This window comes from Ignisphaera sp., assembly GCA_038735125.1.
Taxonomy (GTDB): Archaea; Thermoproteota; Thermoprotei_A; order Sulfolobales; family Ignisphaeraceae; genus Ignisphaera.
Genome location: JAVYNU010000002.1, coordinates 156,208 through 182,569, shown reverse-complemented (window position 1 = coordinate 182,569; position 26,362 = coordinate 156,208). Strand labels below are relative to the sequence as shown.

28 protein-coding genes are annotated in these 26,362 nt (G+C 41.2%); 11 read left to right on the top strand and 17 right to left on the bottom strand.

Features of this window, described 5'->3' with window-relative positions; genetic code table 11:
- Nucleotides 1-3: 3 nt before the first annotated feature.
- The 8 genes from QW284_04175 to QW284_04140 form a co-directional block, all read right to left on the bottom strand.
- On the bottom strand, nt 4-948 hold the full coding sequence (locus tag QW284_04175; protein ID MEM0338865.1) for a 2-oxoacid:ferredoxin oxidoreductase subunit beta: 945 nt from the start codon (nt 946-948) through the stop codon (nt 4-6).
- On the bottom strand, nt 938-2,851 hold the full coding sequence (locus QW284_04170; protein MEM0338864.1) for a 2-oxoacid:ferredoxin oxidoreductase subunit alpha: 1,914 nt from the start codon (nt 2,849-2,851) through the stop codon (nt 938-940). The genes QW284_04175 and QW284_04170 overlap by 11 nt, the downstream gene beginning before the upstream one ends.
- Before the next feature lie 23 nt (nt 2,852-2,874).
- Nucleotides 2,875-3,186, bottom strand: a complete 312-nt coding sequence (locus tag QW284_04165; protein MEM0338863.1) for a hypothetical protein — start codon at nt 3,184-3,186, stop codon at nt 2,875-2,877.
- Nucleotides 3,187-3,196: 10 nt separating this feature from the next.
- The gene (locus QW284_04160; GenBank protein MEM0338862.1) at nt 3,197-3,442 is read right to left on the bottom strand and encodes a ferredoxin; all 246 of its coding nucleotides are present in this window, start codon (nt 3,440-3,442) and stop codon (nt 3,197-3,199) included.
- 125 nt (nt 3,443-3,567) lie between these two features.
- Nucleotides 3,568-4,101: an archaemetzincin family Zn-dependent metalloprotease gene (locus QW284_04155; GenBank protein ID MEM0338861.1), complete on the bottom strand. Its 534-nt coding sequence runs from the start codon at nt 4,099-4,101 to the stop codon at nt 3,568-3,570.
- 17 nt (nt 4,102-4,118) lie between these two features.
- On the bottom strand, nt 4,119-4,841 hold the full coding sequence (locus QW284_04150) for a hypothetical protein (protein MEM0338860.1): 723 nt from the start codon (nt 4,839-4,841) through the stop codon (nt 4,119-4,121).
- A gap of 218 nt (nt 4,842-5,059) precedes the next feature.
- Nucleotides 5,060-5,521: a hypothetical protein gene (locus QW284_04145; GenBank protein MEM0338859.1), complete on the bottom strand. Its 462-nt coding sequence runs from the start codon at nt 5,519-5,521 to the stop codon at nt 5,060-5,062.
- 119 nt (nt 5,522-5,640) lie between these two features.
- A complete protein-coding gene (locus tag QW284_04140; GenBank protein ID MEM0338858.1) occupies nt 5,641-6,681 on the bottom strand; it encodes a family 1 encapsulin nanocompartment shell protein in 1,041 nt (346 codons plus the stop codon).
- 79 nt (nt 6,682-6,760) lie between these two features.
- On the opposite strand from QW284_04140, the gene alaXM reads away from it, so the two are divergent.
- Nucleotides 6,761-7,483 (top strand): alanyl-tRNA editing protein AlaXM, encoded by a 723-nt coding sequence (gene alaXM, locus QW284_04135; protein MEM0338857.1) that lies wholly within the window; start codon nt 6,761-6,763, stop codon nt 7,481-7,483.
- A gap of 85 nt (nt 7,484-7,568) precedes the next feature.
- Here alaXM and QW284_04130 read toward each other — a convergent pair whose 3' ends face one another.
- Nucleotides 7,569-8,099, bottom strand: a complete 531-nt coding sequence (locus tag QW284_04130) for a hypothetical protein (protein MEM0338856.1) — start codon at nt 8,097-8,099, stop codon at nt 7,569-7,571.
- Nucleotides 8,100-8,167: 68 nt separating this feature from the next.
- Between QW284_04130 and QW284_04125 the strand changes: the two genes are divergently transcribed.
- Both QW284_04125 and QW284_04120 read left to right on the top strand, forming a co-directional pair.
- Nucleotides 8,168-9,271: an SPOUT family RNA methylase gene (locus QW284_04125; protein MEM0338855.1), complete on the top strand. Its 1,104-nt coding sequence runs from the start codon at nt 8,168-8,170 to the stop codon at nt 9,269-9,271.
- 314 nt (nt 9,272-9,585) lie between these two features.
- Nucleotides 9,586-10,245 carry a hypothetical protein gene (locus tag QW284_04120; GenBank protein MEM0338854.1) on the top strand — a complete coding sequence of 220 codons (660 nt, stop codon included), beginning with the start codon at nt 9,586-9,588 and terminating at the stop codon, nt 10,243-10,245.
- 34 nt (nt 10,246-10,279) lie between these two features.
- Here the strand turns inward: QW284_04120 and QW284_04115 are convergent, their stop codons facing one another.
- Nucleotides 10,280-11,068 carry an Mrp/NBP35 family ATP-binding protein gene (locus QW284_04115; protein MEM0338853.1) on the bottom strand — a complete coding sequence of 263 codons (789 nt, stop codon included), beginning with the start codon at nt 11,066-11,068 and terminating at the stop codon, nt 10,280-10,282.
- 118 nt (nt 11,069-11,186) lie between these two features.
- Here QW284_04115 and QW284_04110 point away from each other — a divergent pair, with 118 nt between their 5' ends.
- Nucleotides 11,187-11,741, top strand: a complete 555-nt coding sequence (locus tag QW284_04110) for a hypothetical protein (protein ID MEM0338852.1) — start codon at nt 11,187-11,189, stop codon at nt 11,739-11,741.
- Between the two features lies 1 nt (nt 11,742).
- Here QW284_04110 and QW284_04105 read toward each other — a convergent pair whose 3' ends face one another.
- Both QW284_04105 and QW284_04100 read right to left on the bottom strand, forming a co-directional pair.
- Complete coding sequence (locus QW284_04105; protein ID MEM0338851.1) at nt 11,743-13,128, bottom strand: MATE family efflux transporter; 1,386 nt, start codon at nt 13,126-13,128, stop codon at nt 11,743-11,745.
- 244 nt (nt 13,129-13,372) lie between these two features.
- Nucleotides 13,373-14,407: an aldo/keto reductase gene (locus tag QW284_04100; GenBank protein ID MEM0338850.1), complete on the bottom strand. Its 1,035-nt coding sequence runs from the start codon at nt 14,405-14,407 to the stop codon at nt 13,373-13,375.
- Nucleotides 14,408-14,534: 127 nt separating this feature from the next.
- On the opposite strand from QW284_04100, the gene QW284_04095 reads away from it, so the two are divergent.
- From QW284_04095 to QW284_04080, 4 genes are all read left to right on the top strand, one after another.
- Entirely contained in the window at nt 14,535-15,713 is a 1,179-nt protein-coding gene (locus QW284_04095; protein ID MEM0338849.1) for a DUF401 family protein, read from the top strand.
- A 140-nt stretch (nt 15,714-15,853) separates the two neighbouring features.
- Nucleotides 15,854-16,528: a ThuA domain-containing protein gene (locus QW284_04090; GenBank protein MEM0338848.1), complete on the top strand. Its 675-nt coding sequence runs from the start codon at nt 15,854-15,856 to the stop codon at nt 16,526-16,528.
- A gap of 54 nt (nt 16,529-16,582) precedes the next feature.
- Nucleotides 16,583-17,398 (top strand): class I fructose-bisphosphate aldolase, encoded by an 816-nt coding sequence (gene fba, locus QW284_04085; protein ID MEM0338847.1) that lies wholly within the window; start codon nt 16,583-16,585, stop codon nt 17,396-17,398.
- A gap of 12 nt (nt 17,399-17,410) precedes the next feature.
- A complete protein-coding gene (locus tag QW284_04080; GenBank protein MEM0338846.1) occupies nt 17,411-18,337 on the top strand; it encodes a carbohydrate kinase family protein in 927 nt (308 codons plus the stop codon).
- A gap of 20 nt (nt 18,338-18,357) precedes the next feature.
- Here the strand turns inward: QW284_04080 and QW284_04075 are convergent, their stop codons facing one another.
- Nucleotides 18,358-19,524: a hypothetical protein gene (locus tag QW284_04075; protein ID MEM0338845.1), complete on the bottom strand. Its 1,167-nt coding sequence runs from the start codon at nt 19,522-19,524 to the stop codon at nt 18,358-18,360.
- 142 nt (nt 19,525-19,666) lie between these two features.
- On the opposite strand from QW284_04075, the gene QW284_04070 reads away from it, so the two are divergent.
- The 3 genes from QW284_04070 to QW284_04060 all read left to right on the top strand — a co-directional run bounded on the left by QW284_04070 (nt 19,667) and on the right by QW284_04060 (nt 22,380).
- The gene (locus QW284_04070) at nt 19,667-20,797 is read left to right on the top strand and encodes an endoglucanase (protein MEM0338844.1); all 1,131 of its coding nucleotides are present in this window, start codon (nt 19,667-19,669) and stop codon (nt 20,795-20,797) included.
- An 87-nt stretch (nt 20,798-20,884) separates the two neighbouring features.
- Nucleotides 20,885-21,499: a type 1 glutamine amidotransferase domain-containing protein gene (locus QW284_04065; GenBank protein MEM0338843.1), complete on the top strand. Its 615-nt coding sequence runs from the start codon at nt 20,885-20,887 to the stop codon at nt 21,497-21,499.
- A 38-nt stretch (nt 21,500-21,537) separates the two neighbouring features.
- On the top strand, nt 21,538-22,380 hold the full coding sequence (locus QW284_04060) for a radical SAM protein (GenBank protein MEM0338842.1): 843 nt from the start codon (nt 21,538-21,540) through the stop codon (nt 22,378-22,380).
- Here QW284_04060 and QW284_04055 read toward each other — a convergent pair.
- From QW284_04055 to QW284_04040, 4 genes are read right to left on the bottom strand one after another with little or no spacing between them, the layout of a single operon-like run.
- On the bottom strand, nt 22,369-23,664 hold the full coding sequence (locus QW284_04055; GenBank protein ID MEM0338841.1) for a nickel-dependent hydrogenase large subunit: 1,296 nt from the start codon (nt 23,662-23,664) through the stop codon (nt 22,369-22,371). The two genes, QW284_04060 and QW284_04055, sit on opposite strands and share 12 nt — an antisense overlap.
- 5 nt (nt 23,665-23,669) lie before the next feature.
- The gene (locus QW284_04050) at nt 23,670-24,440 is read right to left on the bottom strand and encodes a hypothetical protein (protein ID MEM0338840.1); all 771 of its coding nucleotides are present in this window, start codon (nt 24,438-24,440) and stop codon (nt 23,670-23,672) included.
- A gap of 2 nt (nt 24,441-24,442) precedes the next feature.
- The gene (locus tag QW284_04045) at nt 24,443-25,270 is read right to left on the bottom strand and encodes an FAD/NAD(P)-binding protein (protein ID MEM0338839.1); all 828 of its coding nucleotides are present in this window, start codon (nt 25,268-25,270) and stop codon (nt 24,443-24,445) included.
- Nucleotides 25,263-26,339, bottom strand: coding sequence for a 4Fe-4S dicluster domain-containing protein (locus tag QW284_04040; protein MEM0338838.1), 1,077 nt, complete (start codon nt 26,337-26,339; stop codon nt 25,263-25,265). Before QW284_04040 ends, QW284_04045 begins: the two co-directional genes overlap by 8 nt.
- Nucleotides 26,340-26,362: the final 23 nt, after the last annotated feature.

The window sequence follows — 26,362 nt, the reverse complement described above, 5'->3', positions numbered from 1 at the left end:
ATTTTAGATGTGCTCCACATCGACTATGTACTCTTTGAATATCTTCTCAAACATGTTGTTATCGATTAGCGGTTTGTCAACATCTCTAGTTATGTTTGATTTGGCTGGGTGTATTGAGGGATACAAGGGGATTCTTTGCGAGTATCTCTCTTCTAGGGTGCTCTGGGTTTTGTCTATATAGAAGATCCCTATTGGTATTCTCTCTCCCCACTCAAAGCTTTTCTCAATAGCCTTGATCATCTTCTCTACTCTTTCCTCTGGCTTCTCCGCAACTGGATTCCACTCCGGTTGCTCATCCAGTTTATACACCCTCTTTCTATAGTACTCAGCTGTAAACACGTCATTGAATGTGACGCACGGCTGTAGAACATCTATAAAAGCAGCTCCTTTGTGCTCTATAGCCATCTTGATTAGATTTTTGAGGTGTTCACTATCAAATGCATAGCCCCTTGCCACGAACGTGTAGCCTGCTGAAATAGCCAGTGCTATGGGGTTTAGTGCCTGCTGGATATTCGGCTTGACCAAAGCCTTTGTCTTCACACCCATGGGTAGTGTTGGCGAGGCCTGACCCTTTGTAAGTCCGTAAACACCGTTGTTATGCATAATGACAACAATATCGAGGTTTCTTCTACCCAATGTGACAAAGTGTCCAGCTCCTATCCCCAGAAGGTCCCCGTCTCCACCGTGGACAACAACTGTTAGCTCTGGGTTAGCCAGTTTTATGCCTGTGGCGAAGGCGATTGCCCTGCCATGGATTGTGTGAACCCCGTTAACATTTACGAAGTGTGGTATTTTGCTTGAACATCCTATGCCAGAAACTATCACAGTTTTTGATGGGTCTAGCCCAAGCTCTTCAAAAGCTTTTACAACAGCTGTTAGAATACCGAAGTTTCCGCAGCCAGGGCACCAGTCAATCCATAGATCTGTTTTATAGGATCTAGGCACCATGCTTTAGCACCACCCTATCAACATTGTTAAGCAGTATTCTTTTGAGAGCGTCTACAAGCTCATCTAGTGTTATGGGTCTGCCTGTGAACTTGGCTACTGTTTTTCTAATCCTCATACCTGTGCCCATGGATATGAGCCTGGCTATTTGAACACCGTAGCTGTGTTCAACAGCTATAACCCTGTCTAGAGAGACTGAGGAGAGGATCTTCGAGACGTCATCTAGTGGGAAAGGCCACAGCAGTTTTAGGTTTAGGTAGGCCCCTTTCAAACCATCTTTTTCTAGAGTCTCTAGAGCATCTAGAGCAACCCCTTTAACGGATCCCCAGCCAACGACCAGGAAATCGGGTTTGTCAATGCCATGCAAACTGAATTTTCTCTCCGGGGGGAGTTCACGCAAAATAAGATCCATTTTCTCTATCCTCTTTGAGTACATAGAGACTCTATTCTCTGGATCCTCAACTATATGCCCAAGCTCATCATGCTCGTCGCCTGCATACCACATAACTGTGTCTGGCGTTCCTAGGAAAGCTCTTGGAGAGATTAGCTTGCTTAGATCAAACCTCTTGTAGTTTAGTCCACCGCTAGATATATCCCCTCTAAATATCTTTACCTTGTTAAGATCTGGGAGGGGAACAGTCTTCACGGTATTGGCCAAGAACTTGTCTAGAAGGTGTATGACCGGTACCTGAAATCTCTCAGCTATATTGAAAGCCTCTATAGCATCGTAAAAAGCCTCTTCATGATCTCCAGAGGCTATAACAACCCTCGCGAACTCTCCGTGCCCAGCAAACAAAGCGTTGAATAAATCGCTTTGACTTCCTCTAGTGGGCTGGCCAGTGCTAGGCCCTCCCCTCTGATAGTATGTTATCACCACCGGAACCTCGTTTGCACCTGCCCAGGAAAGCCCCTCAACCATCAAGTCAAAGCCAGGGCCGCTTGTGGCTGTAGCGCTTCTAGCACCTGTTAGAGCAGCACCTATAGCTGAGCATATAGCCGCTATCTCATCTTCTGTCTGCATAACTATTATAGGGCCAACAGAAACCCCGTCAACCTCTGAAAACTCGTATTTCTCTATAGTGAAGCTCTCGTCAGCAGCGGGTGTTATTGGATAGTAGCTTTGGTACCTAAGACCGCCCACAATCTTGCCCATGGCAACAACATCATTGCCTGTGGCAACCATCAACTTGCTGTAGCTATTAGAAGGCTTCTCAAGTGATGCCACACCCCTAAAGCTTCTCATACGCTCCTCGACAAACTTTAGCACATCCATGTTCTGAGCTACAAGATCTTCTCTACCAGCAAATTGGATAGAGAAGGACCATCTAATCGACTCTTCATCAAGGCCTAGAAGAACAGCTACAGCAGAGACTATGATACCGCTAACATATCTCGAAGCTCTTCTAGGATCAACCTTGTGTTTAGTCATAAGCGTTTTCAGAACATCAGCGAAGCTGATGCCGATAATCCCAGCGCCTTTACTGTCCCTAAGAAAATTCAGCACATCCTCGACTACAGGCTCTACACCAAGTCTCCTAAGCTCTTCTCTAACCCTATTCTTAGTCACATCCTCCATACTGGGTATCTCATCAAGCTTTTTCTGCAGAACCCCTGTATCGTAGATGACATACCCCCTCTCACCCAAGTCGTCTATATGGGTAAACACTGTTTCAGCATCCATGGCAGCCAAGATGTCGACGGGGTATCTCAGAGATCTGGGCAAAGACTTTGCAGACACATACATGTGGATATAGCTGTGGCGCCCTGTTATATTCGAGAAGTACTCTCTATCAGCTATGACACCATAGCCTCTCCGAGCTAGGGCTCTTGCCAAAACAGTCATAGAGGTTTCTACGCCAGCCCCCTGAGGACCCCCAAGAATCATAGACAAGCCTTCACGCGGCATTTGCTCAACCCTTAGCACTGTTATCAGTCAACAGAGTGAGCCTCCTCGGCCACAGCCTCATCTATAACTATCCCAGTAGAAACAAGGTGTTCTCTAACATGCTTCTCCAGCTCCTCAACATCGTGGATAACCTTCCTGCAATTCACACAATATAGCCACCCCTGCGCTTCTAGAGCTTTTTTAAGCTCATCAATAGAAGAAGGTCTGAAAGACTCGCAAACAGCAGGCTCTTCATAGAACCTTGTCTCTTTTTTGATGATGCAATAGCCTATATAAGGATAATAGATATTTGGTTTAAAAAATATGCATCTAGAACAAACATCTTTATCAGACATTGGCTAGCCCCTACTCAATTCTCTCGATCTTTATAGCGTTAACGGGACACACATCAGCTCCTGCCTTGGCGCAACTGTACAGCTCCTCGGGTATCTCCCCTATGGAAACACTATCATCTGTTTTAACACTATACTTTTCAACAACCCTGTTCTTCCCATTGTCAGACCCAAGCTCAAATATCTCAGGGCATGTAGCTGGAGCAGCACCACATGCAATACATGTAACTCTATCAACTACAACCCTATATCTAGCCATGGATACCACACCTCGTGTTCACCAAATAAAATCATTGGATCTTATATATAAATGTTTTTGTAGATACAGATTATGTTTCACAGTCATGAAAAGTCAAGCTCGTCTAAACAGCTATTGCAATATGTTTAGATTAGAACATGTCTAGGATTTACCACTACACCGAATTCGCTAAGCTTTGAGGCACATTTTTTGCAAAAAGCATCTCTCTTCATATCTACCTCGAAGACCGAGTTGCTGAAGTTCATTACACACCCAAATTGTTTGCAATGTTCTAATCCAAGTACGTGGCCTAGCTCATGTAGAACCTCTTTTCTTGTTCTCAACAAAAACAATTCTTTTGATTGTGTCTTCAGTCTCTGTAGAAACACCACAGCTCCCATATGTGGATATGCCACTCCAAAGACAAAGTTGAGCCCTTTTACATAGCCATCGGCATCTATGACTCCAAACACATATGTTTTCTCATATTTTCTTAGTGTAGCTATGTAGTCTAGAACCTCCTCAGCTCTATACTGTTTTCTGCGTTGATCGAATAGCCAGTCTGGCAGGGCTATATCGCGTTCATCAACTATCTTTAGATTGAGTATCTCTACAATTGCAGCTTCAACGCATTTCCTAACATCTATGTCTTCGGTTGTGTAGAAAACCTCTACACCCATTTCATACAGCCCTACAGCTATTTCATGTTTGGCGGGATCATAACTACAGGTACTATCGATAGGCATGCAGCATGGTCTGCAACAAGATCTTTGTACACATCGTATCTAAGCACAATGTTTACCATGTCTATGTAGTATAGAAATGGCTTTCCACTATCGCATGCTATCCTCCAATACCTCTTCTTATCAGCCTCTATAACACCTCTTCTACCATCCGAAATCTTCTCTAGAAGCTGTCTCGACACCCCCTTCTCAATGGCGTTTAAGACCTCTCCAACACTAGCCTCATAGAGGTCTAGAATAGTATAGTCAGCTATTCTCAGATGAAGCTTCCAAGAATTTGTATCCATATCTTTGCACACATTGACAACATCTGTCGAAATCTCTTTCAAATACCCAGAATATTTATTGCCTATGACAATAGCAGGCGATATATATGCTGATGATAGAGCCAAAAGCTCTACAACCTCTAGCGGAAGACCAGATGCCCTCCCCAACCTCTCTATAAAAATCTGGATAGAGTCTGTCGGAGAAACAAGCTCTCTAAATGGATTCCCATTCAAGTACCTCTCCAACAAACTCCTATACCTCTTAACAACACTTGGTACAATCCCAAGATCGCGATACCTAAACCGGTTAACAAGCCACATAACACTACTCCAAACACCATCCTCATCAATATCGGCTAGAACAACACCCCTCAAATTCTTGACAATTGCAGCATATCTAGCGAAACTCATAAAATACACATTCATGTATAGCAACAACAAAACTTATATCTTGTAGAGCAAATCACAACCTAAAACATGCCAACATACAATAGCCTTTTGATCAGGTCGGGGAGTTTCAATCACTGGTCATTCCGTCTTGAACTCATCATCTACAGCAATACCTTGACACAACATACTCTAATAAGCATTATCGAAAACAGCTAGATGTGTAGAGATCCTCAGCTGTTTTACTGCGGCCTCACCTTGGTTAGATCATATATCTGGTTATTTTCATTTGCAATGCCTATTAATGCTATGTATCCTCTTCTCCCAGTCTCTACAGCTGCCACCTTGTATACATGGTTTTTCGGTATATCGCTATAGCTTTTGACTGTGATAACAGCTGTGTTTATAGGGAGAACAACATATGTAGAGTCGTCTATTTGATATCCCAGATTCTTCAAATTCTTTATGTGTTTCTCAAGATTCTTGATGGGCTCAATATATGTTGTTTTCCATAGCCATATCTTCAAAATTGTGAATAATGCTATGATAGGTGTTAAAATAATCAATGTGTTTAGCAATAGGCTAATGCTTTTCAGTATATATGAAAAAATTATGACGGCTATTATAATTGGTGTGGGAGGCAAAACCACGAAGATTATCATTGCCCTTAGAATCCTCTTCTCAATATCCTCGATGATGCCCATTTTAATCAAGAGAAATATATGCTTTAAAATATTAAAAATTTTGATTGGAAAACAGCTGCTGTGATGATGGCTGTGAACACTGATTGATATGTGATGAGGTGTTTCAAGGCTGATGAGCACTACTTTACCTGCTTCAGTACTGCAATTCCCTTTTCCATTCTTGGTCTAACAGCTATTGTCTCCCATATCCTCAGTTTGTGATAGCCGTTTTCAGGTCCGAGATAGTCTATTTTTGTATCCACGCCAACGACAACATCTAGAACATATGGGTTGGCAGATACAAGTAGTGCTGTATCATCTGGTAGTATCGGTGTGGCAACAACTTCTTTCACAATGCCTTTAATCCTTGTTATCTCCATCACGCCTGTCCTTTCGTGAACAGCCAACAGCTTTGCATATCTAGCAGGACTTACGAATAATATGAATGGCTCTCTAACACCACCTCCAAGCATTTTCGATATAGCTTCTGAAACCTCTCGCAGTGCTTGTCCTGGCTCGTCCCAGCTACCAATATCGAGTTTTATAGTGTTTGAGAGCTTCAGCAGCTTTTCGAGTATGAATCTATCCTCCATTGAGGCGAATTCTACAGCAGCTCTATAGCCATCGCCAAGCTCTGTAGGAAGCTTGTAGACCTCTCCATAGTCAACAGATCTCTGCGAAACCTTAAACTCAACGCTTATCTCCTCCAAGGGTATCACAACTCTGGTGCCAGAGCCAACAGCCTCTAGCGGAACTCCGTCAACACCTCTGCCAACAACTGTTACAGGCAGGTACTTTCTAAAGATCCTAACAGAGTCAACAGTCTTTGCAATAACATCCAAAACACCCTTCCACACATCCTCAGAGCCATTATTTGGAGGATCCTTAACTTCAAGTCCAGTTAACCTACTGACCTCTTCAGCACCTTTTCTAAGCTCCTCAACCTGCTCGCTATCCAAAGACTTTAAAACCGCTAGAAACTCGCCAACATGTGTTTTCTCCTCTTTGGCAATGTCCTCGAAAACCTTTCTAATCTTCTCGTCTTCAATGGCTCTGGCAAGCTGTAGATAGAGGTTGATAGCGTCAAGCTCGGCTATTACAGCAAGCCTAAGAGCCTCTGCAACCTCTTCCCTAGTCAGCTTCCTGCCAACAGGCAAGTCGAGTGGGTGTTTGGAAAGCATGTACAGCACCAAAGAGTTAAGGGCGAAGTATCTATATAAACTTTGCTATACTGAATACTCTATCTCTAGGCGATTTTCTGTGGCTACAGATTTGCTATACCAAAAAGATAGCTACCTGAAAGAGTTTACAGCAACTGTGAAAAGAGTTGATAAAGAGGTTATAGTCTTAGATAAAACAGCTTTCAACCCTCGAAGCGGTGGCTTGGAGCACGACACTGGCTATATCTACAAGGGCAGTAAGGGCTATAGGGTTGTTAAAGTTGTCATGGATAAGGATAGTGGCGAGGTTCTACACTATCTAGAGTCCGAAAACCACGATATTGTTGCCGGTGATGAGGTTAGAGGTGTTATAGACTGGGATAGGAGATACAGAATAATGAGAATGCACACAGCTGCACACATACTCTCAGCAATTATGTATAGAGATTATGGAGCGCTGATTACAGGCGGTAACATAGACTCAGAGAAAGCGTATGACGACTACAGCTTGGAGCAATTCAATCCAGAAATATTTAAAGATGCTGTGAATAAAGCTAACCAGGTTGTTCAGCAGGGGATCGAGGTCAAGATATACTGGCTGAAGAGGGAAGAGGCTATGAAGATACCGGGGATAGTGAAGCTAGCGTCTAGAATGCCGCCTGAGATAGATGTTCTCAGAATAGTTGAGATACCAGGGGTTGACATACAAGCAGATGGAGGGCCTCATGTGAGAAACACGAGGGAGATAGGGGAGATAGTCTTTCTGAAGGCAGAAAACAAGGGAAGAAACAAAAAGAGGTTATATTATACTGTCAAACCGTGACAAACCAAATAGAGGATAGTCAAACACACGATACTGTGTCGCTAAATAAATTGCAAAGATATTGTCGTAGAAGCTTTGGGCAAATCTAAGCTAATTTCATATACTCTTCCAATATCTTTATAACCTCGCCCACACTTTTACATTGCTGAAGCTTTTGGGCAAGCATTTTAGCGCCTAGCGTTTCAGAAAGCCATTTTGGTAGATAGCCCTTCTCTATATGTCTCATAACATCCTTTTCTGGTATAAAACCATGTTTTATCGCTATATACAGTTTTTCAATGCTATCTATTTTCAGTGGTAGCGGAGAATCCTTCTCGTCTGTGAATATATATGCAAGTCTTTCCTCAACAAACTTTTTGGCTGTGTCAAAAGCCTCCATATATATTGTTGCTTTGTCAGAAACCACATACTTGTCATATCCGACCTCTCTAATCAGACCCTGCCTCAGCATCTCTCTTACATACCTCTTTGCAGTGTTGGGAGATATGTTACCTCTAGAGATGAGGTCTTCAAGGGAGAACTCCCTATCTTTAAATGGGGCGATAATTTGGATAAGCCTCTTGATTGTTATAACCATATACAGACCCTCTACCCAGTAGTACTGTGTGTTCTCCACATTTTTAAATCTTTTAGTAGTAGAAGCATTAAACCGGTATACAGCGTTGTCTGCTTGGGTTGGCTAAAATGCGATTTGATTACGAGGGCTGTGTAGACATAATAGTTACTTGTAGGCTTGGCATGGAGAGGGTAGTAGCCTCATACATAGCGGAGCTGGATCCCAATGCAAAGGCTGTTCCAGCCCCCGACAATTTCATGGGTCTCGTCATCGTCTATGGCGTTAGGGACAAGAGCGTTTTTGCAGAAGAGATTAGAAGAAGGGTTCCAGAAGCAGAGAAAATCTATACCGTTTTAACATGTTCGAAAGCCGATGTCAATAGCATTGTAGATGCTGTGAAAAGCGTTGTGAAGAACCTCATATCCCCTAGCGACAGCTTTGCTGTTAGAACAACTAGAAGGGGCACACACAGCTTCACAAGCATAGATGTCAATGTGGCTGTCGGGGCAGCTGTAAAGGAGATGACCAATGCTAGGGTGGATCTGGAGAACCCTGATAAGGTTATTGTGATTCAGATAATCAAGGACTACGCATATATAAGCATTGTCCCAGGCAGCGAGTTCTACAAGAAGATGAAGCCCTATAAATACCCCATGTACAAAATATTCAACAAGCTTGTTGTTGCTCACGAGCCATATCTAGGCCCCGCCGATGCAGCATACACATTTGGGACTAGAATAGGTAGGGAGGTGCAGACCTACGAGGTTGGAGAACTTGTTGTAGCACCAATAGGCCCTGTCGATGCCCACAGCCTATACAACTTTTTGAGGGGGCTGTTCGAAGGGATAGAATCGAGATATGAGATACAGAGAAAGAGCTATGGAAGAGAGGTTGTGAAAACCAAGGTCGTGGTCCAAGACATGTACCAGTTCGTCAGGTCGAGAATAGGCGAACCGCTAATAATATTCGAGCCAGAGGGAGAGCCCATTTCAAGGGTGTCAAACGAGGTTGCAGAATTTGTAATGAGCTCGCTGAAAAAAGGGAAAAGAATCAATATCATGATTGGCGCTAGAGAGGGTGTTCCAACAAGCCTCTTCAGATACGCAAACTTTGTACTAGATGTGGCGCCCGGCATAGTGATTTCAACCGAGTATGCACTCTCATCAGCCCTAATAGCATTGACAACAATTCTGCATGAAAAGCTTGTTGAGGAAAAAGAGCAAATAGCTTGATTTAACTATGTTGATATGCTTCACCATATATAGCATCGTCCTTATTCCGCCACCATATACCTCAGAGGCGATGCTAAACATGCTTTGTCTATTCGATCACCAAACCAGTGTCGCTTTGGTCTAAACAAAAAACTTTAACTGGCACTTTAAGTGAGACCACATAGTCTAACCACATTCTAACATTTTTAAGCTACTAAATGGTTTTCAAATTAAAATGAATTTGTGTTTCCAATAACTGTATTACTAGAGCTTTGGAGAGAGTTCCATAGAAGTTTATAAAACTGCCTCAAGAAATTTTAACTGGGCTTGAAAGAATGAAGGTATCAGATGTTGTGAAGATAGCGGCTAGAGGCGTTTATGACCAGACAATTAACTGTGTTAAGTATAATCTTCGCTGTTTAGACCCCCCATGCCTGACCTCGGGTATGCTAGATAGCTATGGACTGCACAACTATTCTGCAAAGACAAGTTTTTGGAGGGCTGTAGAGAATATTATAAGCAAGTACAACGGTGTTGAGATCTATCGCAGCAAATTCGGCTCTTTCAAACTGTTTCTCCATCACGGTATTGAGGAGGCGTATAGAATTGAAAATACGAACATATATGTTGATGCGCTTGACTGCGATCTTGTCAACTGCGGTATTACTCCTAGAAGCCATGTTCTGAGGGTGTATCTCGAGGGTGCATATAGCGATAGAGTTGTTCTGAAAATCAATGTAGTGACAATGACTAAGATAGCTATTTCCGAAAACCCATACTTCAAGGACTGTCTAGAGGTGTTTGCCTCAGATCCGCTATCACCAGCATCGATACTCACTCTAACAAAATGTATTGCAGCTACACTGCACAGACACCAGAGCATATATGAGATACTCTTTGCAAAGAAGCCGAGGAGCGCCATGGATATAATCAGGCAGTCCCCGCTAATAAGAAGGTTTGCAGATATATATAAGGAATTCGAGGAATCTGCATAGCATTGTTTAAAAATGGATGGTATTGGAAAATTTGCTATGTGGTTGAGGGAGCAACCTTACTTGCAATCTTTTTTGCAACCTCAATAAATGTTTCGAGCAATTCTCTATCAAAGCTCTTCAAATATTTGATTATCTCCCCCCTGTTTATAGCTTGTGCCAGCTCCGGTTTTATCGGTATCTCAGCAAGTATTTGAATGTCCTCTGCACTGTATTCGCCAAATATTTTGTGGATGGTTCCGCAAACCGGGCATCTAAAGTAGGCCATGTTTACTATAGCCCCTAGAAGATCTATGCCAACCCCCTTCAGGAACTCCCTAGCCTTTTTAACAACATGGAGAACTAGGTCACCTGGTGTCAGAACTAGGACAGCTCCCTTGACAAAGGGTTTGAGGAACTGGGCTATTGTCAAATGCTCGTCTCCCGTCCCAGGAGGCATGTCAACAACCATAAAGTCTCTGTAGCCCCAACTAGTTTTAGATACAAGCTCGAGTATAGCCCTAGTCTTTAAAGGGCCCCTCCAAACAATGGGGCTCTCTCTCGACGGTAGCAAAAGCTCGAATGAAGCCACTGCAATACCGTCTACATCTAAAGGTACTATGCTCCCATCTATTGAGGCTCCCATAGACCCTGACTCGACACCTAGCATCCAGGGAATGCTAGGCCCATGTATATCCGCATCGAGTATAGCAACGCTATAGCCAAGCTCTCTAAAAGCTATTGCCAATGCCGCTGATACAAACGACTTTCCAACACCACCCTTCCCACTCATAACTGCAACAATGTTCCTAACATCTTTAAGATTTCTGAGATCTGCTCTCATCATATATCTTCCAACCCTACAGCACGAAACTCTACCACAAAATATTAAGCTATTGCAATGTGACACACGAACACATAATGTTATTATCTGGAGATGTGAAACCTATCCAGGGTCAAAACCAATGAAAAAAGCTAGGATTAGAAAGAAAAGCAAGGCTAGACCATTAATCATATCCTTGATAGCAATAATAGCTGTTATCGCAGTCATATGGATTCTTCTCTCTCTTCATAACACAGCTAACACAACTAACAACGCATACAAAGCTTTCTGGCAAGCTTTGGTAGAAGCAGAACTGTCAAGCAACATACAAGAAAGCCTTGTCTATGCAGTTCCACATATCGTTATAGTGAACAACAATACTGTAACAGCAATTGAAATAGGTGAAATAGTGAACAAAACCTTCTGGGACTCTATATTGTCTTTACAAGCCAAGAAGAGCGCTGGAGTGGTACAGATACCTGTTTATACTGGACAGACTGTAATAGGTTATGTGAATATAAATGAAAGTAGGTTAAACGAATTGCTGAAGAGTATTGTAAGTGGAAGCGGTCCGCACATTATAATGTTCGGTTTGACCACGTGCCCTCATTGTCATAACATGTACACATTCTTTAAGCAGAATTATGCGGGTATTTTCACTGTTTACTGGCTTGACACCAATAAGGTTGAGTATTGAGCTATGTTTTTATGATAGGCTTTGCCCAAGACCCCTTAAGAACCCATAGTAAAGAGGCTATGCCTGAGAATATGTTGCTCAATGCAAATGCAATCCATATTCCTGTCGATCCTAGTGACAGCGACAAGATGTATCCAAAACCTATTCTTATTACCCATAGCCTTACAATACCGATTATAGTTGGGTATACTGTGTGTCCAGAGCCTCTCCCAACAGACATTCCGACGAAGAACAAGCCAAAGAATGGCAGGGTTAGAATAGCATAGTTTAAGAAGTTTTCTGTTTCAAGGAATATATCGTCTGCTAGCGGATCGTTATTTGATAGAAACAAGGATATTATGTTTCTCTTAATTAGATATGCGATTAACGCTCCCAAACCGACACTTAAACCGACCAAAACATTGGATTTGTTTGCATACTGCTTGGCCTTCCCAATTTGCTGAGCACCAAGACACTGACCAACTGTAATAGCTGTTGCCTGTGTTAATCCGAACAAAGTTGCATCGGCAACATCTATAACTGTAAACCCGATTCCCCAAGCAGTTGCCGAGACAACGCCAAACATGTTAACGAGTCTAAGCTGAAATGTAAATGCAAGTGAGTTTAGGATGTTCATCAGAAGTATTGGTCCTCCAACACGAGTTATCGATTCTATCCATGAAGGCTCTATATTCTTTGTAAACATATTTTTTATAGCTGGCAACCTCTTTATCGTTACATAGACTAGTAGTGCACTTCCAGTTGCACGAGATATAACAGTTGCTATAGCAGCTCCAGCCACACCCATCTGAGGAAAAGGGCCTATTCCCATAATCATTAAAGGATCTAAAACAATATTTATAGTAGCTGAAACGCCGTTTACTATAGAAGGTGTCTTTGTATCTCCAATACTTTGAAGAATTGTTGAAAAGCATATACCGAAATAGCTTGCCGCAAGATCTAGTGATATTATTCCAGAATAGGTTAAAACATCATTGTAGATTTCTGGGGGTACAGAAGTTATAGAACCAAATATCAAAGGTCTAAGCAAATAATATGAAAACCCAAAGAAACTCCCTAAAGCAGCCGAAACTGTGATATACTGCCTAGAAATTCTAGCGGCTTCTTCAAACATTTTAGCGCCAATATACTGCGAAATCAATGTCTGGTTTGCAGCACTCAAAGCCATTGCAAGAGCCTGAAAAAGAAAGAAAGTTGGCCAAATCTGCCTAGGGATGCTTACAAGAATAGGAGAGTACTGGGAAAGCCAATAGGCATCTGCTAGATTATAAGATATATTGACTAGTTGAACAACGATAAGAGGTGCGCCAAGCAATATAAGCATCTTTGTTACAGGGCCGTTCAGGATTCTATCTCTGTAGATGCCAAGCCTCTCACTACCATCCATATATATATATCACCACAACCAGTGGTTTTAATAGGAATCGTTTCGCAACCTTGAGCTATATTAAAGACTTTATGTTACAAAACCTAGAGCTAAATTTTTATATATTGCTATAGCCTCTTCTCAAAATCATTAATATTATGGTTTGCACTATATCGTTTTGAATTTAAGAACATTCCATAACTCGTGAAGTAAAAATAAAAAATGAGATTAAAATTATGAATCAAGAGTTTATGCGATATTACACCTATAGTAATTCTGGCGGTATTTGAACCTTCGTAATATGGAGTACAGGCTTTGGTTTGTAAGGTTCTTCAAGATATCTTATCTCATCTTCTTTAAGCTTTATATTTAAAGCTTCAACATCTTCTTCTAGGTGCTCTACTTTAGAGGTTGCTATTATTGGGATGACATCTTTGTGTAAAAGCCATGCCAATGCTATTTGTGTTGGTGTGGCACCTTTATTTTTTGCTATCTCTATAACTCTTTTGAGTATTTCAGCATTTTCTGGCGGCTCTACATAGATCTTATACCAATAGCCAACACCTGGTCTAAGCCGTTCTGGAGCATCTGGCGGTACAACTATTTTTCCATCCTTAAAGTATTTACCAGATAGCACTCCTACAGCAGTTGGTGAGTATGCCATATATGCTATATTATGAGCTTTGCAAAATGGTATTATCTCCCTTTCCTCTTCTCTATAAAGCAAATTATATGGCGTTTGAATACTAACAGGTTTCTCATATCCCTTAAACTCAGCCACAAAGTACATTTTAGCGAATTGCCATCCCCACATACTAGAAGCTCCAATGTATCTCACAAGACCTTGTCTAACTAAGTCAGTTAGTGCTGAAAGTGTTTCTTCGATAGGTGTTGTATCATCCCATCTATGAATCTGATACAAATCTATATAATCTGTTTTAAGTCTCTGTAAAGATTCTTTAACAGCTCTCATAATATGTTTTCTAGACAACCCCCAATCATTGATGCCTGAACCTATCTGAAAGTAAACCTTTGTGGCTATAACTACCTCCTCTCTATCAAGTCCCTGCACAAATTCGCCCAATATTTCCTCTGACTTACCTCTTGAATACACGTTAGCTGTGTCAAAGAAGTTTATTCCGAGATCCCAGGCCTTCTTCAAAACCTTGAAAGCCTCCTCCTTTCCAACAACCCATCCACCACCACCATGAGTCTGAAGCTTGGGATCACCAAATGACATCGTTCCTAAGCAAAATCTGGAAACTTTTAAACCAGACCATCCAAGACGGGTGTATTGCATAGTTTCCTCACCTATTAATATAGCTAATAGTTAATAGACTATATCATACGTTTCTTGTATAAATGCTTAAATTTTCATTATATCCCTATTTAAAATAATAAAATGATGAATTTGGCACGTGACATTAATGTCGTTAACAATAATATTATTTATAATCTCAACATTGTTGGCCTTTATCTTAATACTATATGGATTCAACATTGCTATAGCAATTGGATTAGCCATACTGGTATACTCCTTGCCTTTGCAGGGTCTGGAAATAATAGAAATAATTAAAGATTCTTTCAATTTGATTCTTCTAAACACAGTTTTGTCTCTTATACTAGCGATGTTCCTGGCCGACTTATTTAGATCTAGTGGCATAGGCAATAAAATGGTTGCTTCTCTAGAGTCTCTCAGCCCTAGATTGGCAGCTTTTTCTGTTCCTGCAATCATAGGTCTTCTTCCAATGCCTGCTGGCGCCTATATTTCAGCAACCATTATAGATCCTCTATACACTAATTGCAAATTGGGTTCTGAAGATAAAACATTTCTCAACTATTGGTTTAGACATGTTTGGGTAACTGTATGGCCGCTTTACCAGGTTGTTATACTAGCTTCAGCTATACTTAATATGAGCTTTAATGATATACTCTATTACAATTGGCCGATATTTGTCGGAGCCTTAACCAGCGGATTGATAAAGTCAATGCCTATTATGCTTGCATTTAGTGGTAATTGTATCAAGAGAGAAAAGCATAGGAGTTATAGTGGATTACTCTATCTGTGGCCCTTCATAGTCATAGCGATACTGGTTATGGTTGTGAAGATGCCTCTTCCATTATCGCTAATAACAACAATCATCTTATTTATTGCTATCCATAAGCCATCAAAATACGCAATTAAGAATGGATTGAAGTATTCAATTGATCCAACGATAACAATGCTCATAATAGAGTCATTGATATTCAGCAATGTAATAGAAAGATCCGGTTTATCAAATCAACTAGCTCAGCATCTATATCGATACGCTGATATAGCTGTTTTTGCAATACCATTTCTAATGGTTATTGCCACGGGATTTGAATTCACATTTGCAACACTTGCCTTCCCATCTATCCTTCCACTATTGAAAGGCTATAGAATAACACTTGCCTTTCTCGGAGGCTTCACAGGCGCTATGTTATCACCTTCGCATGCATGCTTCGTGCTTTCAGCCAAATACTTCAAATCGAGTTTGGTTAGCGTATACATAAAACATCTGATACAATCAATTGTTTTGACAATAATAATTACATTGAGCATAACAATCTTATTGATGATTTGATGATATAGAATTGATTAGATCATTCAATAGCATCTACGGACCATGTCCATGATATGCCATAAAGTATTCGCTGAAAACAAAAAAGCACAAATATAGGGGTAGCTATAACGATTATAGTAGAACTGCTTTTGGTGTTTATAATGAGCAGAATCCTTATATTCGCATATAATGCCGGTTATAGGCATAACTATATATCAACTGCCATAGAGGTTTTAACGAGGCTGGGTGAAGAGTCTAGGCTTTTCAGAGCCTACGCCACAGAGGATCTAGAGGAGTTCAACCTGGATGTGATTTCAGGTTTCAGCGCTATTTTATTTCTCACATCGGGGGAGATCCCCTTTTCAGAAAAACAAAAAGAGTTGCTGATAAACTTTGTCAGGGATGGGGGCGGGTTTGTAGGCATTCACAACGCTGCTGACACCCTCTATAGCTATCCCCCCTACGGCGAGATGCTTGGAGGCTATTTCCACTCACATCCATGGACACAAGAAGCCGTTTTCATTGTCGAGGACTCTAAGCATCCATCTACAAAACATCTTCCAAAGACGTTTAGAGCCTTCGAAGAGATATACCTGTTTAAGAACTGGCTTGGTAGAGAGAAGACACATGTGCTCATAAGCCTAGACACAACATCTGTAGACATGGGCAAGGCACCCAAAGAAGTTTCTGACTATCCCATCGCCTGGTGCCACAGATACGGAGGTGGAAAAGTCTTCTACACGGCTTTTGGCCATCAGACAAAGAGGTGGAGGGAGGAGTGGTTCCAAAGGCATGTTCTAGGGGGTATTGCATGGGTTTTAGACAAGGAGATATAGCCAAGCAAATGAGTTTATATTCCAAATAGTGCAGAAGGTATTCGGTGATTCTACTTGGCCTACAACGCCATTGGGAAGAGGGTCAGGCTCTCAAGAATATTGAGAGATGGAAAAGCAGTTGTATTCGCATTTGATCATGGTGTTGAGCACGGTCCAAAGGACTTCCCACCTGAGCACATAGACCCTAGGGTAATACTCAAGAAAGTTGTTGACGCTAGTGTTGATGCTGTCATGCTCCTACCTGGCATGGCTTATCTAACCCACGAGGTTTGGGCAAATAAAACAGCTCTAATTGTCAAGGTAACCAGCAAAACCAATCTGAGGCCAGAGGATCAGAGGATGCTCCAAAGCGTCTTTGGCTATGTAGAGGATGCTGTGGCGCTTGGCGCAGACGCTGTTGCCGCAACTGTTTATTGGGGCAGCCAATACGAGGATGCCATGCTGAACATGTGGTTTAGTGTGAGAGAAGCTGCTGAGAGATATGGGCTGCCATGTCTTCAGCTGGCATATCCGAGGGGGCCAGCTATAAAGAATATGTATGATGTTGAGATTGTTAAATACGGTGTTAGAGCGGCTATTGAGAGTGGCGCTGACTTGATCAAAACCTACTATACAGGATCGAAAGAAACATTTGAAGAGGTTGTGAAGGTTGCTGCAGGTATACCCGTGCTCATGAGTGGTGGCCCCGCTAGGGAGAAGCCAATAGAGTTTCTCAAAGATGTCAAGAATGTTATGGAGGCTGGGGCCAGAGGCGTTGTTGTGGGGAGAAATGTTTTCCAGCACAAGAACCCGGCTGGGATGATAAAAGCCATAATGTCTATTGTTCACGAGGGTAAAGAGCCGGAGGAAGCCATAAAATATGTTGAGTAAGAGGACTTTGTGATGCAGCCAAGATACGACCTGGTCACTGTTGGGCATGCCCTCGTCGACATTAGAATAGTTGTCGAAAGGTTTCCAGGGCCAGATGAGGAGTCTATTGTCCTCAGCCAGGTTTGGGGTGGCGGAGGCTCGGCTGTGAATGTTGCTATAGACGGCTGTAGGCTTGGTCTAAAAACAGCTATAGTAGCTAAAATAGGTTTTGACAGTTTTGGGAGGATTATAGTAGATGAGCTTCTCAGAGAAGGTGTTGATATAACGGGTCTGAGAGTTTCCTCAAAGGGGCAGACAGGATTCACAATAGTTGTCATAGACAAGAATGGCAATATAACAATGTATGGCTTCAAAGGTGTTGCAGAAGAGCTTGAGCCAAGCGATGTGGTAGACGATGTTATTGCAAACACACGCTATATCCACATAGCCAGCTTGAGGGTTGACACATCTCTTAAAGCTATTGAGATAGCTAAAAAGAATGGTGTAAAGGTTTCTTGGGATCCTGGAAGAGTGTTATCTAGAAAAGGGCTAAAAGAGCTCGAAGCACTTGTGAAACAAGTTGACATTGTTTCGCTGAACAACCACGAGGCCGCTGCTCTAACAGGTACAAGCCCCGACAACTACAGAGAAGCGGCAAAGATCATCAAAGGTCTTGGGCCAGAGCTTGTTGTTGTAAAGCTTGGGCCAAGGGGTGTCTACGCACTTGGAAACGGCATTGACGAAGAGGTTCCAGCTGTAAGGGTAGACAAGGTTGTTGACACAACAGGTGCTGGAGACGCGTTTGCAGCAGGCCTCATAGCAGGGCTTGTCAGGGGCTATTCAACAAGAAAGGCTATTCTATATGCAAACGCTGTTGCTGCTCTGAAGATAACTAGGCTGGGATCCCACGAAACCCCTAGACACGAAGAGGTAGTAGACTATATCTGGGAGGCCACATAGAGCTAAACAATTTTTGAATGCTATGAAGACAGAATCCTTCTGGCTAGATGCGGAGCGACATGGGATAGCAGCTCCCTGTTTCTCAAGACCCTCACCAACTTCTTTTCATGGTTTTTCAGAGGCTTTGAAACCTCTCTTGGATAAACAGAAACATCGTCGCCGAAAAGCCTAGAGTATCTTTTGCTAACATCTCTCAGCAAGTCAATTTCCTGCGAAAAGCTTGTAGATTTGGTGCCAGACTCTACAACGTGTCTATAAACATCGTAGAGTGTTAGCCGGATAGCAGCATCTCTCAAGAGGTGTGCCCCGCAGCAATCGCTAGCTGTGTGAAAATCGAATAGACCTTCCTTACATGTTGCAAACGCTATCCCATGCTTTTCAAGCTCTCGACTAAGAATATGATATATGCCCTCAACTATTTTCAGAGAAGCTCTTGAAACAGGCTTTAAACCGTCTACTTCCCTGATGCTATAGCCCTCAAAAACAATGTTGGTTATGCCTAGCCTTCTGAGCAGATCCCCTATACCACTACTCTCAAACCTGATTGTTTCTACAATAACGTGTTTAACCCCCACTTCCTTGGCTAACAAAGCAAACTGCTCTATGTCCTCTCTAGTCGATGGTGATGCAAATGGTATGAAAGGCGATAAGCGAATAGCTATGGGGACATCGGTAGATCCAAGCTCTTTGACTGCATCCAGCCTCTTTATAGGATCTGGTGCAACAGGTTCTAGAACCCTTGCCACGCTTTCTCTAAGTACTGAAACAGATATTTGTAGTATTGCCAGCCTCTTGTCCAGTAGTCCAAGCAAATACTTTTTTATGGGGTCATAGGCAAAATACACACTCTTAGTGTTTATGATGAGTGGGTATTCATAGTCGCTAGCCACACTAAGCATTTTTTCAGAGAATCTGTAGAGTTGCTCGTGAGGAGGGAAAGGGTCTACAAGGGTTGAGAGCCTAAATGGGATAGGCTTCAAACCTCTTCTATAAACCTTTTTGACGAATGATCTGAACATGTCTAAAGCTTTGTATCTAGGGTAAACAATATTTGTAGGGGATTTCATATACCATCTAGCGTAACAGTAAACGCATTTGAATGGACATGTTGTGTAGGGCTCTAGCCTAAGTACTGTGTAGCAGAGAGGTGATATGAAGTTGCTGACATTTATAACAAGTTCTGGCATATGCTTACCCACATTATATGGTGGTTCAAGATCGTATAACCGTCCTTGAAAAGTTAAAATAGTTGGTGGTGTTTGCATTGATAAACTTGTTGAATAAATTTAAATTGTCCTCGACCCCACAGTATTGTTGTGGGTGGTGGCAATGGCTAGCAGGATGGTGACAATAGCAGTTATAGTAATAGTGCTTGTGATAGGGTTTGCCGGAGGCTATATGTACAGCTCTCTCACAAGCCAGCCAACAACAAAAACAGTTGTTTTCACAACCCCTGTCGAGCATAGATATACAGAAACAGAGACTGTGACCCTCACATCTATAGAGACTCTAACCACATTCCTGCCAACAGAGCTTAGTGTGACGCAAACTGTGACACAAACCTTTTATTCCACATTCACAAAAGAGATGGCTACGACTATAACATATACTGTGGTGGGTACAGTGACAAAAACAGTTGCCCAGGCAACCCAGATAGTGCTCAGCTACCCATCGAAGCCGTCAGCAGAGCTTGACCTCAATGGCGATGGGGTTACAGATCTATTTGCAGAGGTTAATCCATGGAATCTAAACAGCTATAAAGGTGTTCAACAGATGGTAATAGACCTCATCAAAAGAGAGTTTAGAACAGAGATAAACATTACAGATGCAAACCCGCGGCAGTGGACCAACGGATACCCTGAGATCTACATAGGCAGGAAGCCATGGGGTGGAAGATACGCCAATGGATTTGGAGTGCCATTCCCAATGAAGATAAGCAACATGACACCGTTCACAATATCTTTCTACATATGTGTTGAGAGAATAGACCCCTCAATGCCATTCAACATAGCGGCTGATGCATGGATAGTAAGAGAGAGCGTTGCCCTAAAACCAGCGACAGCTCCGGCAAAGGGAGATGTAGAGATAATGGTCTGGGTCTATAGACAGAACCTCAGCCCAGCAGGCAGAAAGGTTGGGGAGGTCACAATACCAATAGTAATCAACGGAACGAGGACAAACGCAACATTTGAGGTTTGGAGACACGATAGTGTTGAATGGGGCGGCTGGCAATATATAGCTTTTGCCCCCAAGGGCTGGGGAGTCAAATGCGGGCAGATCGCCTACGACCCAACACTCTTCGTACAAACCGCTAAAAATTATGCAACATTCAATATCACAGACTACTACCTGCTGGACTGGGAGATAGGAACAGAGTGGGGAACAATGTCATCAAATGGGGCAGCAATGTTTGAGTGGGTCATAAGAGACTTTGTTGCTGTGCCAGGGGCAACTATATAATTTTACCAATAGCTATACGATTTAGACTCGAAAACCATTTAAAACTTTTTATTTTATTACATTGTACTACATTATTTGGTGAGAGGAATGCGTTTTGTTAGAAGGGTTGGTCCTGGAACTAGGTTGAGGGGTAGGGTTGTGGCTATTATTGCTGCTAATGAGTTTGAGGATGTTGAGCTTCTCTATCCATTTGTTAGGCTTAGTGAGGAGGGTGCTGAGGTCATAGTAATTCCTGTTAGAAAAGGTTTGCATCCAAGACCTGCTGACCCTAGCAAACCTGTTACTGGTAGGTATGGAACTCCCATCCCACTTGAGGTTTTCAGCCTTGGGGAGAGGTATGTTGTTAAGGAGTTGAGTGAGGTTAGTCCAGAAGATATAGATGCTCTCATAATACCAGGTGGCTTCTCCCCAGACGCTCTTAGAATAGATGAAGAAGTTCTAAACTTTGTTAGAAGGGTGTATGAAAAAGGTAAAATAGTTGCTGCAATATGCCACGGACCACAAGTGCTAATATCAGCTGGCCTAGTAAAGGGAAAGAGGGTTACAGCGTACAAAGCAGTGAAAGACGATTTGATAAATGCAGGTGCAATATTTGTTGACGAACCAGCTGTAAGAGATGGAAACATCATAACAGCTAGAGTACCAGACGACCTACCAGAATTTGTGCAACTAATAATAGAGGCGCTTTCGCAAAAAACATAAAATTGGTTTTTAAAAATTTCAATATTTACTGTGATTTGATGAGATTTAGGATTGTGGAAATCACGATCTCAAATGCCTTATCCAGATCTGGGCTTCCCGATTTGGACTATGCCTTAAATCCGTATATAGGATGTTCTCACAGATGTCTTTACTGCTATGCTAGAGATTATGTACCAAACCGAGAAGTTGTTGATAACTGGGGGTATGTCATCTATGTAAAGAAGAATCTTCTGGATGTTTTGGAGAGAGAGGTTAAGAGGTTTAGAAAGGGTGTTGTTGGGCTTGGAACAATAACTGATGGCTACCAGCCTGTGGAGGCTCTGTACAAACTCTCCATAAGATCTATTGAGATTCTAGTCAAAAACGAGTTCAAGGTCAGTATACAGACCAAAAGCTCCTTGATTCTAAGAGATCTAGATGTTTTGAAGAGGTATAGAAGCTATATAGACGTGGGGATAACAATAACCTCAACAAAAAATGACTCGCCTATGAAAAGCCTAGAGGTTTTCTCATCGCCACCATCTGCAAGAATAGAAGCTCTAAAGAGGCTCGCCTCTGAGGGTATAAAAACATGGATTTTCCTCGGACCCATAATACCGGGCTACAACGACGATATTACAGAAATCAGCGAGGTTCTGAATATAGCTAGAGAAACCAACAGTATTGTCTATTTCGATAAGCTAAGAGTCAAAAGTTTTATGTGGAGAAATAGGCTATTGTCTCAACTAGCTAAAAAAGCCATTAAATACGATTGGAATGGTTTCTTTAAGCAGATATTTGACTTGTGTAAGAGTTTGGGTGTTGAATGCAGATATGCTTTTGAGTCTGAGGAGAGGGAAAAAATCAAAACATTGGACTTATATAGAAAATCAATACCTTAATGTATACACATGAACAGAACACGATATACATGGATCAAAGGATCTCACAATCATCTCAACAAATCTTCTAGCCATAGCTTCATTAACCACAACATCGCCAAATCTCTTACCCAAAAATTCTAATGACAACTCCTCCATAGAAGCGAGGTTCTGAGCTGTCGGGGTAATGATATTGCATTCCAAAATCTTTAACTGATTGTCTATTGCATACCTGTGATAGAGAATGCCACGAGGGGCCTCAATAGCTGCTACACATGTTGTTTTATTCACATCGAGTTTAAACTCCTTTTCAACGCTAGTCACATCAGGCTTTTTGTATCTCTCAAAGAACTCTTTCATAGTTAGTAATGCATCGTACATCTCGGCTATTCTAGCAACTATTTGCTGTCTTACATCACGTAGAGGAGGCAGCCAATCATAGCTCTTCAACATATCGCGAACCTCTCCATGCAATTTTGAGAAAGCCTTATTGAATCTTGCAATGGGTCCCACCAGATAGCTCGAACCCTTGTATCTATACAATAAAGCATTCTTACCTTTTTTCTGCTCTGAATGAACTATGTGCTCAAAGTCTTTAATATTTATTCTCTCCTCATCGGTAAGACTAGAGAATACAATTTCATCTGATAGATGTGGATATTCATTTTCATATGATAATAGTAGATGCGGTCTATTTAAACCATCGTTTGGAATGGGTTTAAGAGATAAGACAAAATCTGCTAAAGGTTTAAACAACTTAATGGACTCTTCAACGAATTTAAGAATTTTTGCGGCTTCGCCTTCATTAAATGCTTTATATATACCTCCAATTTTTATGTTAACAACATTGTGGAACCTTCCACCAAGAAGATCCATAATATTGCTTGAGTAAGTCACAAACCTCATAATATCCTTGAACATATCTTTATTTGCTAATCTAAATTCAAATGTGTTATGTGTTTCAAGGAAATCTGGCAAATTCAATAGAAATATGTGTAGAGCATGGCTTTTGACTCTTTCAGCTAAATGAATTATCTTCCTAAGTTCATCTATTTCCTCAGGTACATCGATATCTAAGCATTTTTCGAATGCTTTTGTAGCTACAAGAACGTATGAAGATCCGCAAAGGCCACAGATTCTACTTACTATATCTGGTATGTAGTTAATCTTCTTACCTCTAACAATATATTCAAAAAATCTTGGGGCCTCTGAAATCTCTATATCAACCTGGCTAACCTTACCATCTTTAATATATATGTGTACTTTTCCCTCCCCCTCAACTCTTGCAATAAAGTTGTATCCCATTTGGATCACTTTTCAAATGCTTTAATCAATTTACTGAATTCCTTAAATGAAAAAGCTCTTAATAGATAATCAACTATTTCTTTGCCAAGGCCTAATCTACCCAATAAACCAATGTAATTACCTACATTAGTTAAAGTTTCGTCAAAACCTCTTAACCCATAGCATCCATAGCATCCTCTTCTAAAGGATGGGCATATAGCTCCACAACCACTAATTGTTATGGGCCCTAAACATGAAATTCCATGAGAAACAACCAAGCATTGTATCCCCCTTCTCTTGCATTCTCCACATACACTCTCTAGTATTGGAGTTGGAAGCCCACCTCTAGCAAACTTCTCTAAGAGAGACTTTACAGCATCTCCTCTTACTGGGCAACCAGGTATGTAAAAATCTATTTTTGTAGCATATGCAACAGGCTTTACATCACTTTCAACTTCTATTAACTTTGGATCAGGGTACACATAAGCCTTTACAGCCTCGATATTTTCCCCAACTCTAAGAGCTTGAACGCCACCATGGATAGCACAAGCACCTATGGCAACCATAAAATCTGTTAAGCCTCTAAACATCTTGACCATATCCTCCTGCTCCTTTGTTGTTATAGACCCCTCAACAAATACAATGTCATATTTACTAACATTCTCAACAGAATCTGTGATCTCGTTGAAATAGACAAACTCATATATATCTAGAAGTTTTGGATCAAGGGCCACGACCTTAACTATCTCATTTATACAGCCAGAACATGATGTCAACTTTATAACTGCAACTCTCAATTTTATATCCCTTCAACAGCTAGGTAATTCTCTATTTCACTAAATTTGAAGACCGGGCCATCTTTACATACAAACATATGTCCAAATTGACATGATCCGCATATGCCGGAGCCGCATCTCATTCTCCTCTCAAGGGAGAGAAATATCTTGTCTTTGCTAAAGCCTCTCTCCAAAAGCTTCTTTACACCCACTCTCATCATAACCTCTGGTCCACACATAAACACATAGGTGTTTTTAACATCGACATCAGCAAACTTTATCAAATCAGTTACAAATCCAACAAAATGTTGCCAGCCAGGATATGGCGCATCTATTGATAGTAAAAATCTGGAGTTTGGTATTTGTGAATAGCTCTCAAATTCATATTTGAATAGAAACTCATTTGGATTTCTAGCACCATATAATATATTAATTCTTCCAAAAGCTTGTCTAAATCTCATTAAATACTTTACAACAGGTCTTAAAGGGGCAAAGCCAATGCCACCACCAACTATCATAATATCGCTTCCCTCAACTTCTTTAATAGGCCATCCAATTCCATAAGGGCCTCTAATACCTATTATAGAACCTAATCTAATGGATTTCATAATGGCTCTCGTAACAGCCCCAACAAATCTTATTGTATGTTCAAATACATCTCCTCTATTATATATATTTGAAAATGATATTGGGACCTCTCCAACACCAAAAACATAAACCATATTAAATTGACCTGGCGAGGCCTTCATTTCACTATTAAGAAGTCTTATAGTTAATGTCTTAATTGTTGGAGTTTCAACAACCTCATTAACTACAATGCCTTTTTGCATTTCTTTGAATGGATTAGCCATGTTTTTCACCATATTCATTGACAACGCTCTTTATAGTTTCTCTAATATCTATTCCAACAGGACACCAAACGATACATCTACCACAACCAACACATCCTAAAAGACCTGTTTGCTTTGGATAGAATAGGAATTTATGTAAAACAAAGTGTCTATATCTTGTGTAAAGCTCTTTTCTAAAATGCCCTCCAGCAACGAGCCCATAGATATATGAGAGACATCCAATCCACTGAGCAATTCTCCTACTTCTATCATTCTCAATTTCATCTACAATCTCTGTACAGAAACATGTTGGACAGACCATATTACAGTTAGCACACCCTAGGCACTTTTCAGATAGCTTTCTCCATAGATGCTCATTTGGTATAGAAATGCTTAGAGCTTTTTGCATATCCTCAACGGAAATACCAATACTAGTTTTCTTCTTGGCCTCTTCAACAAGCTTTCTATAGACGCCAACATCGCTTTCATTAGCTCTTTCAAGTCTAAGTTTATTTACAATGATTTTGCCGAAAGATGATCCAACCTTAAATAAAACAAAATCTCTGTCAATTCTAGCAAAAGCTAGATCAAAACCATCAGTTACGTCAGGCCCTGTACCTACAGAACCGCAAAAACATGTTTCACTAGGATACAAGCATTCCTCAACTACTATACCAGCAATCCCTCTCCTTCTATTGAAGTAATACGGATTAAAATTTGATGCAAATAGCTCATCAAAAACTCTTATAGCAGCTAAATCACATGGCTTAACACCAAACAACACAACACTTTTTATATTATTTTCAAGAACCTCAACATATAGATTCTCTGTCACAATAGCTATATCTGTTCTTGGCGGGTAAAGGAAGTTTTTGGGGGATTGAAAGGAATGGACAAATCCAAAACCAGCATTAATTCTATAGTATCCAGGTCTTTGAGTTGTGGTAACATCTAGTGGAAGTTCGCTGGCACCTGAAATAAAATCAAATTTTATTTCATTGTCAGACTTCTTATAGCCATACACAATCCCAATGCTTTTAACAGATTCATAAACTTTTAAAACATCTTCCTCATTACCTTTGTAGAGCAAAATCTTGGTCACCGCGCAGTCAC

Bases quoted from the DNA above. Each gene is read 5' to 3' on its own strand.
- QW284_04120 (MEM0338854.1), top strand. From the start codon at position 9,586: ATGAAGGTATCAGATGTTGTGAAGATAGCGGCTAGAGGCGTTTATGAC.
- QW284_04065 (MEM0338843.1), top strand. From the start codon at position 20,885: ATGCGTTTTGTTAGAAGGGTTGGTCCTGGAACTAGGTTGAGGGGTAGG.
- QW284_04070 (MEM0338844.1), top strand. From the start codon at position 19,667: ATGGCTAGCAGGATGGTGACAATAGCAGTTATAGTAATAGTGCTTGTG.
- QW284_04170 (MEM0338864.1), bottom strand. From the start codon at position 2,851: ATGCCGCGTGAAGGCTTGTCTATGATTCTTGGGGGTCCTCAGGGGGCT.
- QW284_04080 (MEM0338846.1), top strand. From the start codon at position 17,411: ATGCAGCCAAGATACGACCTGGTCACTGTTGGGCATGCCCTCGTCGAC.
- QW284_04150 (MEM0338860.1), bottom strand. From the start codon at position 4,841: ATGAGTTTCGCTAGATATGCTGCAATTGTCAAGAATTTGAGGGGTGTT.
- QW284_04175 (MEM0338865.1), bottom strand. From the start codon at position 948: ATGGTGCCTAGATCCTATAAAACAGATCTATGGATTGACTGGTGCCCT.
- QW284_04055 (MEM0338841.1), bottom strand. From the start codon at position 23,664: ATGGGATACAACTTTATTGCAAGAGTTGAGGGGGAGGGAAAAGTACAC.
- QW284_04155 (MEM0338861.1), bottom strand. From the start codon at position 4,101: ATGGGTGTAGAGGTTTTCTACACAACCGAAGACATAGATGTTAGGAAA.
- QW284_04090 (MEM0338848.1), top strand. From the start codon at position 15,854: ATGAGCAGAATCCTTATATTCGCATATAATGCCGGTTATAGGCATAAC.
- QW284_04100 (MEM0338850.1), bottom strand. From the start codon at position 14,407: ATGCAATACACCCGTCTTGGATGGTCTGGTTTAAAAGTTTCCAGATTT.
- QW284_04095 (MEM0338849.1), top strand. From the start codon at position 14,535: ATGTCGTTAACAATAATATTATTTATAATCTCAACATTGTTGGCCTTT.
- QW284_04110 (MEM0338852.1), top strand. From the start codon at position 11,187: ATGAAAAAAGCTAGGATTAGAAAGAAAAGCAAGGCTAGACCATTAATC.
- QW284_04060 (MEM0338842.1), top strand. From the start codon at position 21,538: ATGAGATTTAGGATTGTGGAAATCACGATCTCAAATGCCTTATCCAGA.
- QW284_04115 (MEM0338853.1), bottom strand. From the start codon at position 11,068: ATGATGAGAGCAGATCTCAGAAATCTTAAAGATGTTAGGAACATTGTT.
- QW284_04125 (MEM0338855.1), top strand. From the start codon at position 8,168: ATGCGATTTGATTACGAGGGCTGTGTAGACATAATAGTTACTTGTAGG.
- QW284_04160 (MEM0338862.1), bottom strand. From the start codon at position 3,442: ATGGCTAGATATAGGGTTGTAGTTGATAGAGTTACATGTATTGCATGT.
- QW284_04145 (MEM0338859.1), bottom strand. From the start codon at position 5,521: ATGGGCATCATCGAGGATATTGAGAAGAGGATTCTAAGGGCAATGATA.
- QW284_04045 (MEM0338839.1), bottom strand. From the start codon at position 25,270: ATGGCTAATCCATTCAAAGAAATGCAAAAAGGCATTGTAGTTAATGAG.
- QW284_04075 (MEM0338845.1), bottom strand. From the start codon at position 19,524: ATGCCAGAACTTGTTATAAATGTCAGCAACTTCATATCACCTCTCTGC.
- QW284_04140 (MEM0338858.1), bottom strand. From the start codon at position 6,681: ATGCTTTCCAAACACCCACTCGACTTGCCTGTTGGCAGGAAGCTGACT.
- QW284_04105 (MEM0338851.1), bottom strand. From the start codon at position 13,128: ATGGATGGTAGTGAGAGGCTTGGCATCTACAGAGATAGAATCCTGAAC.
- QW284_04165 (MEM0338863.1), bottom strand. From the start codon at position 3,186: ATGTCTGATAAAGATGTTTGTTCTAGATGCATATTTTTTAAACCAAAT.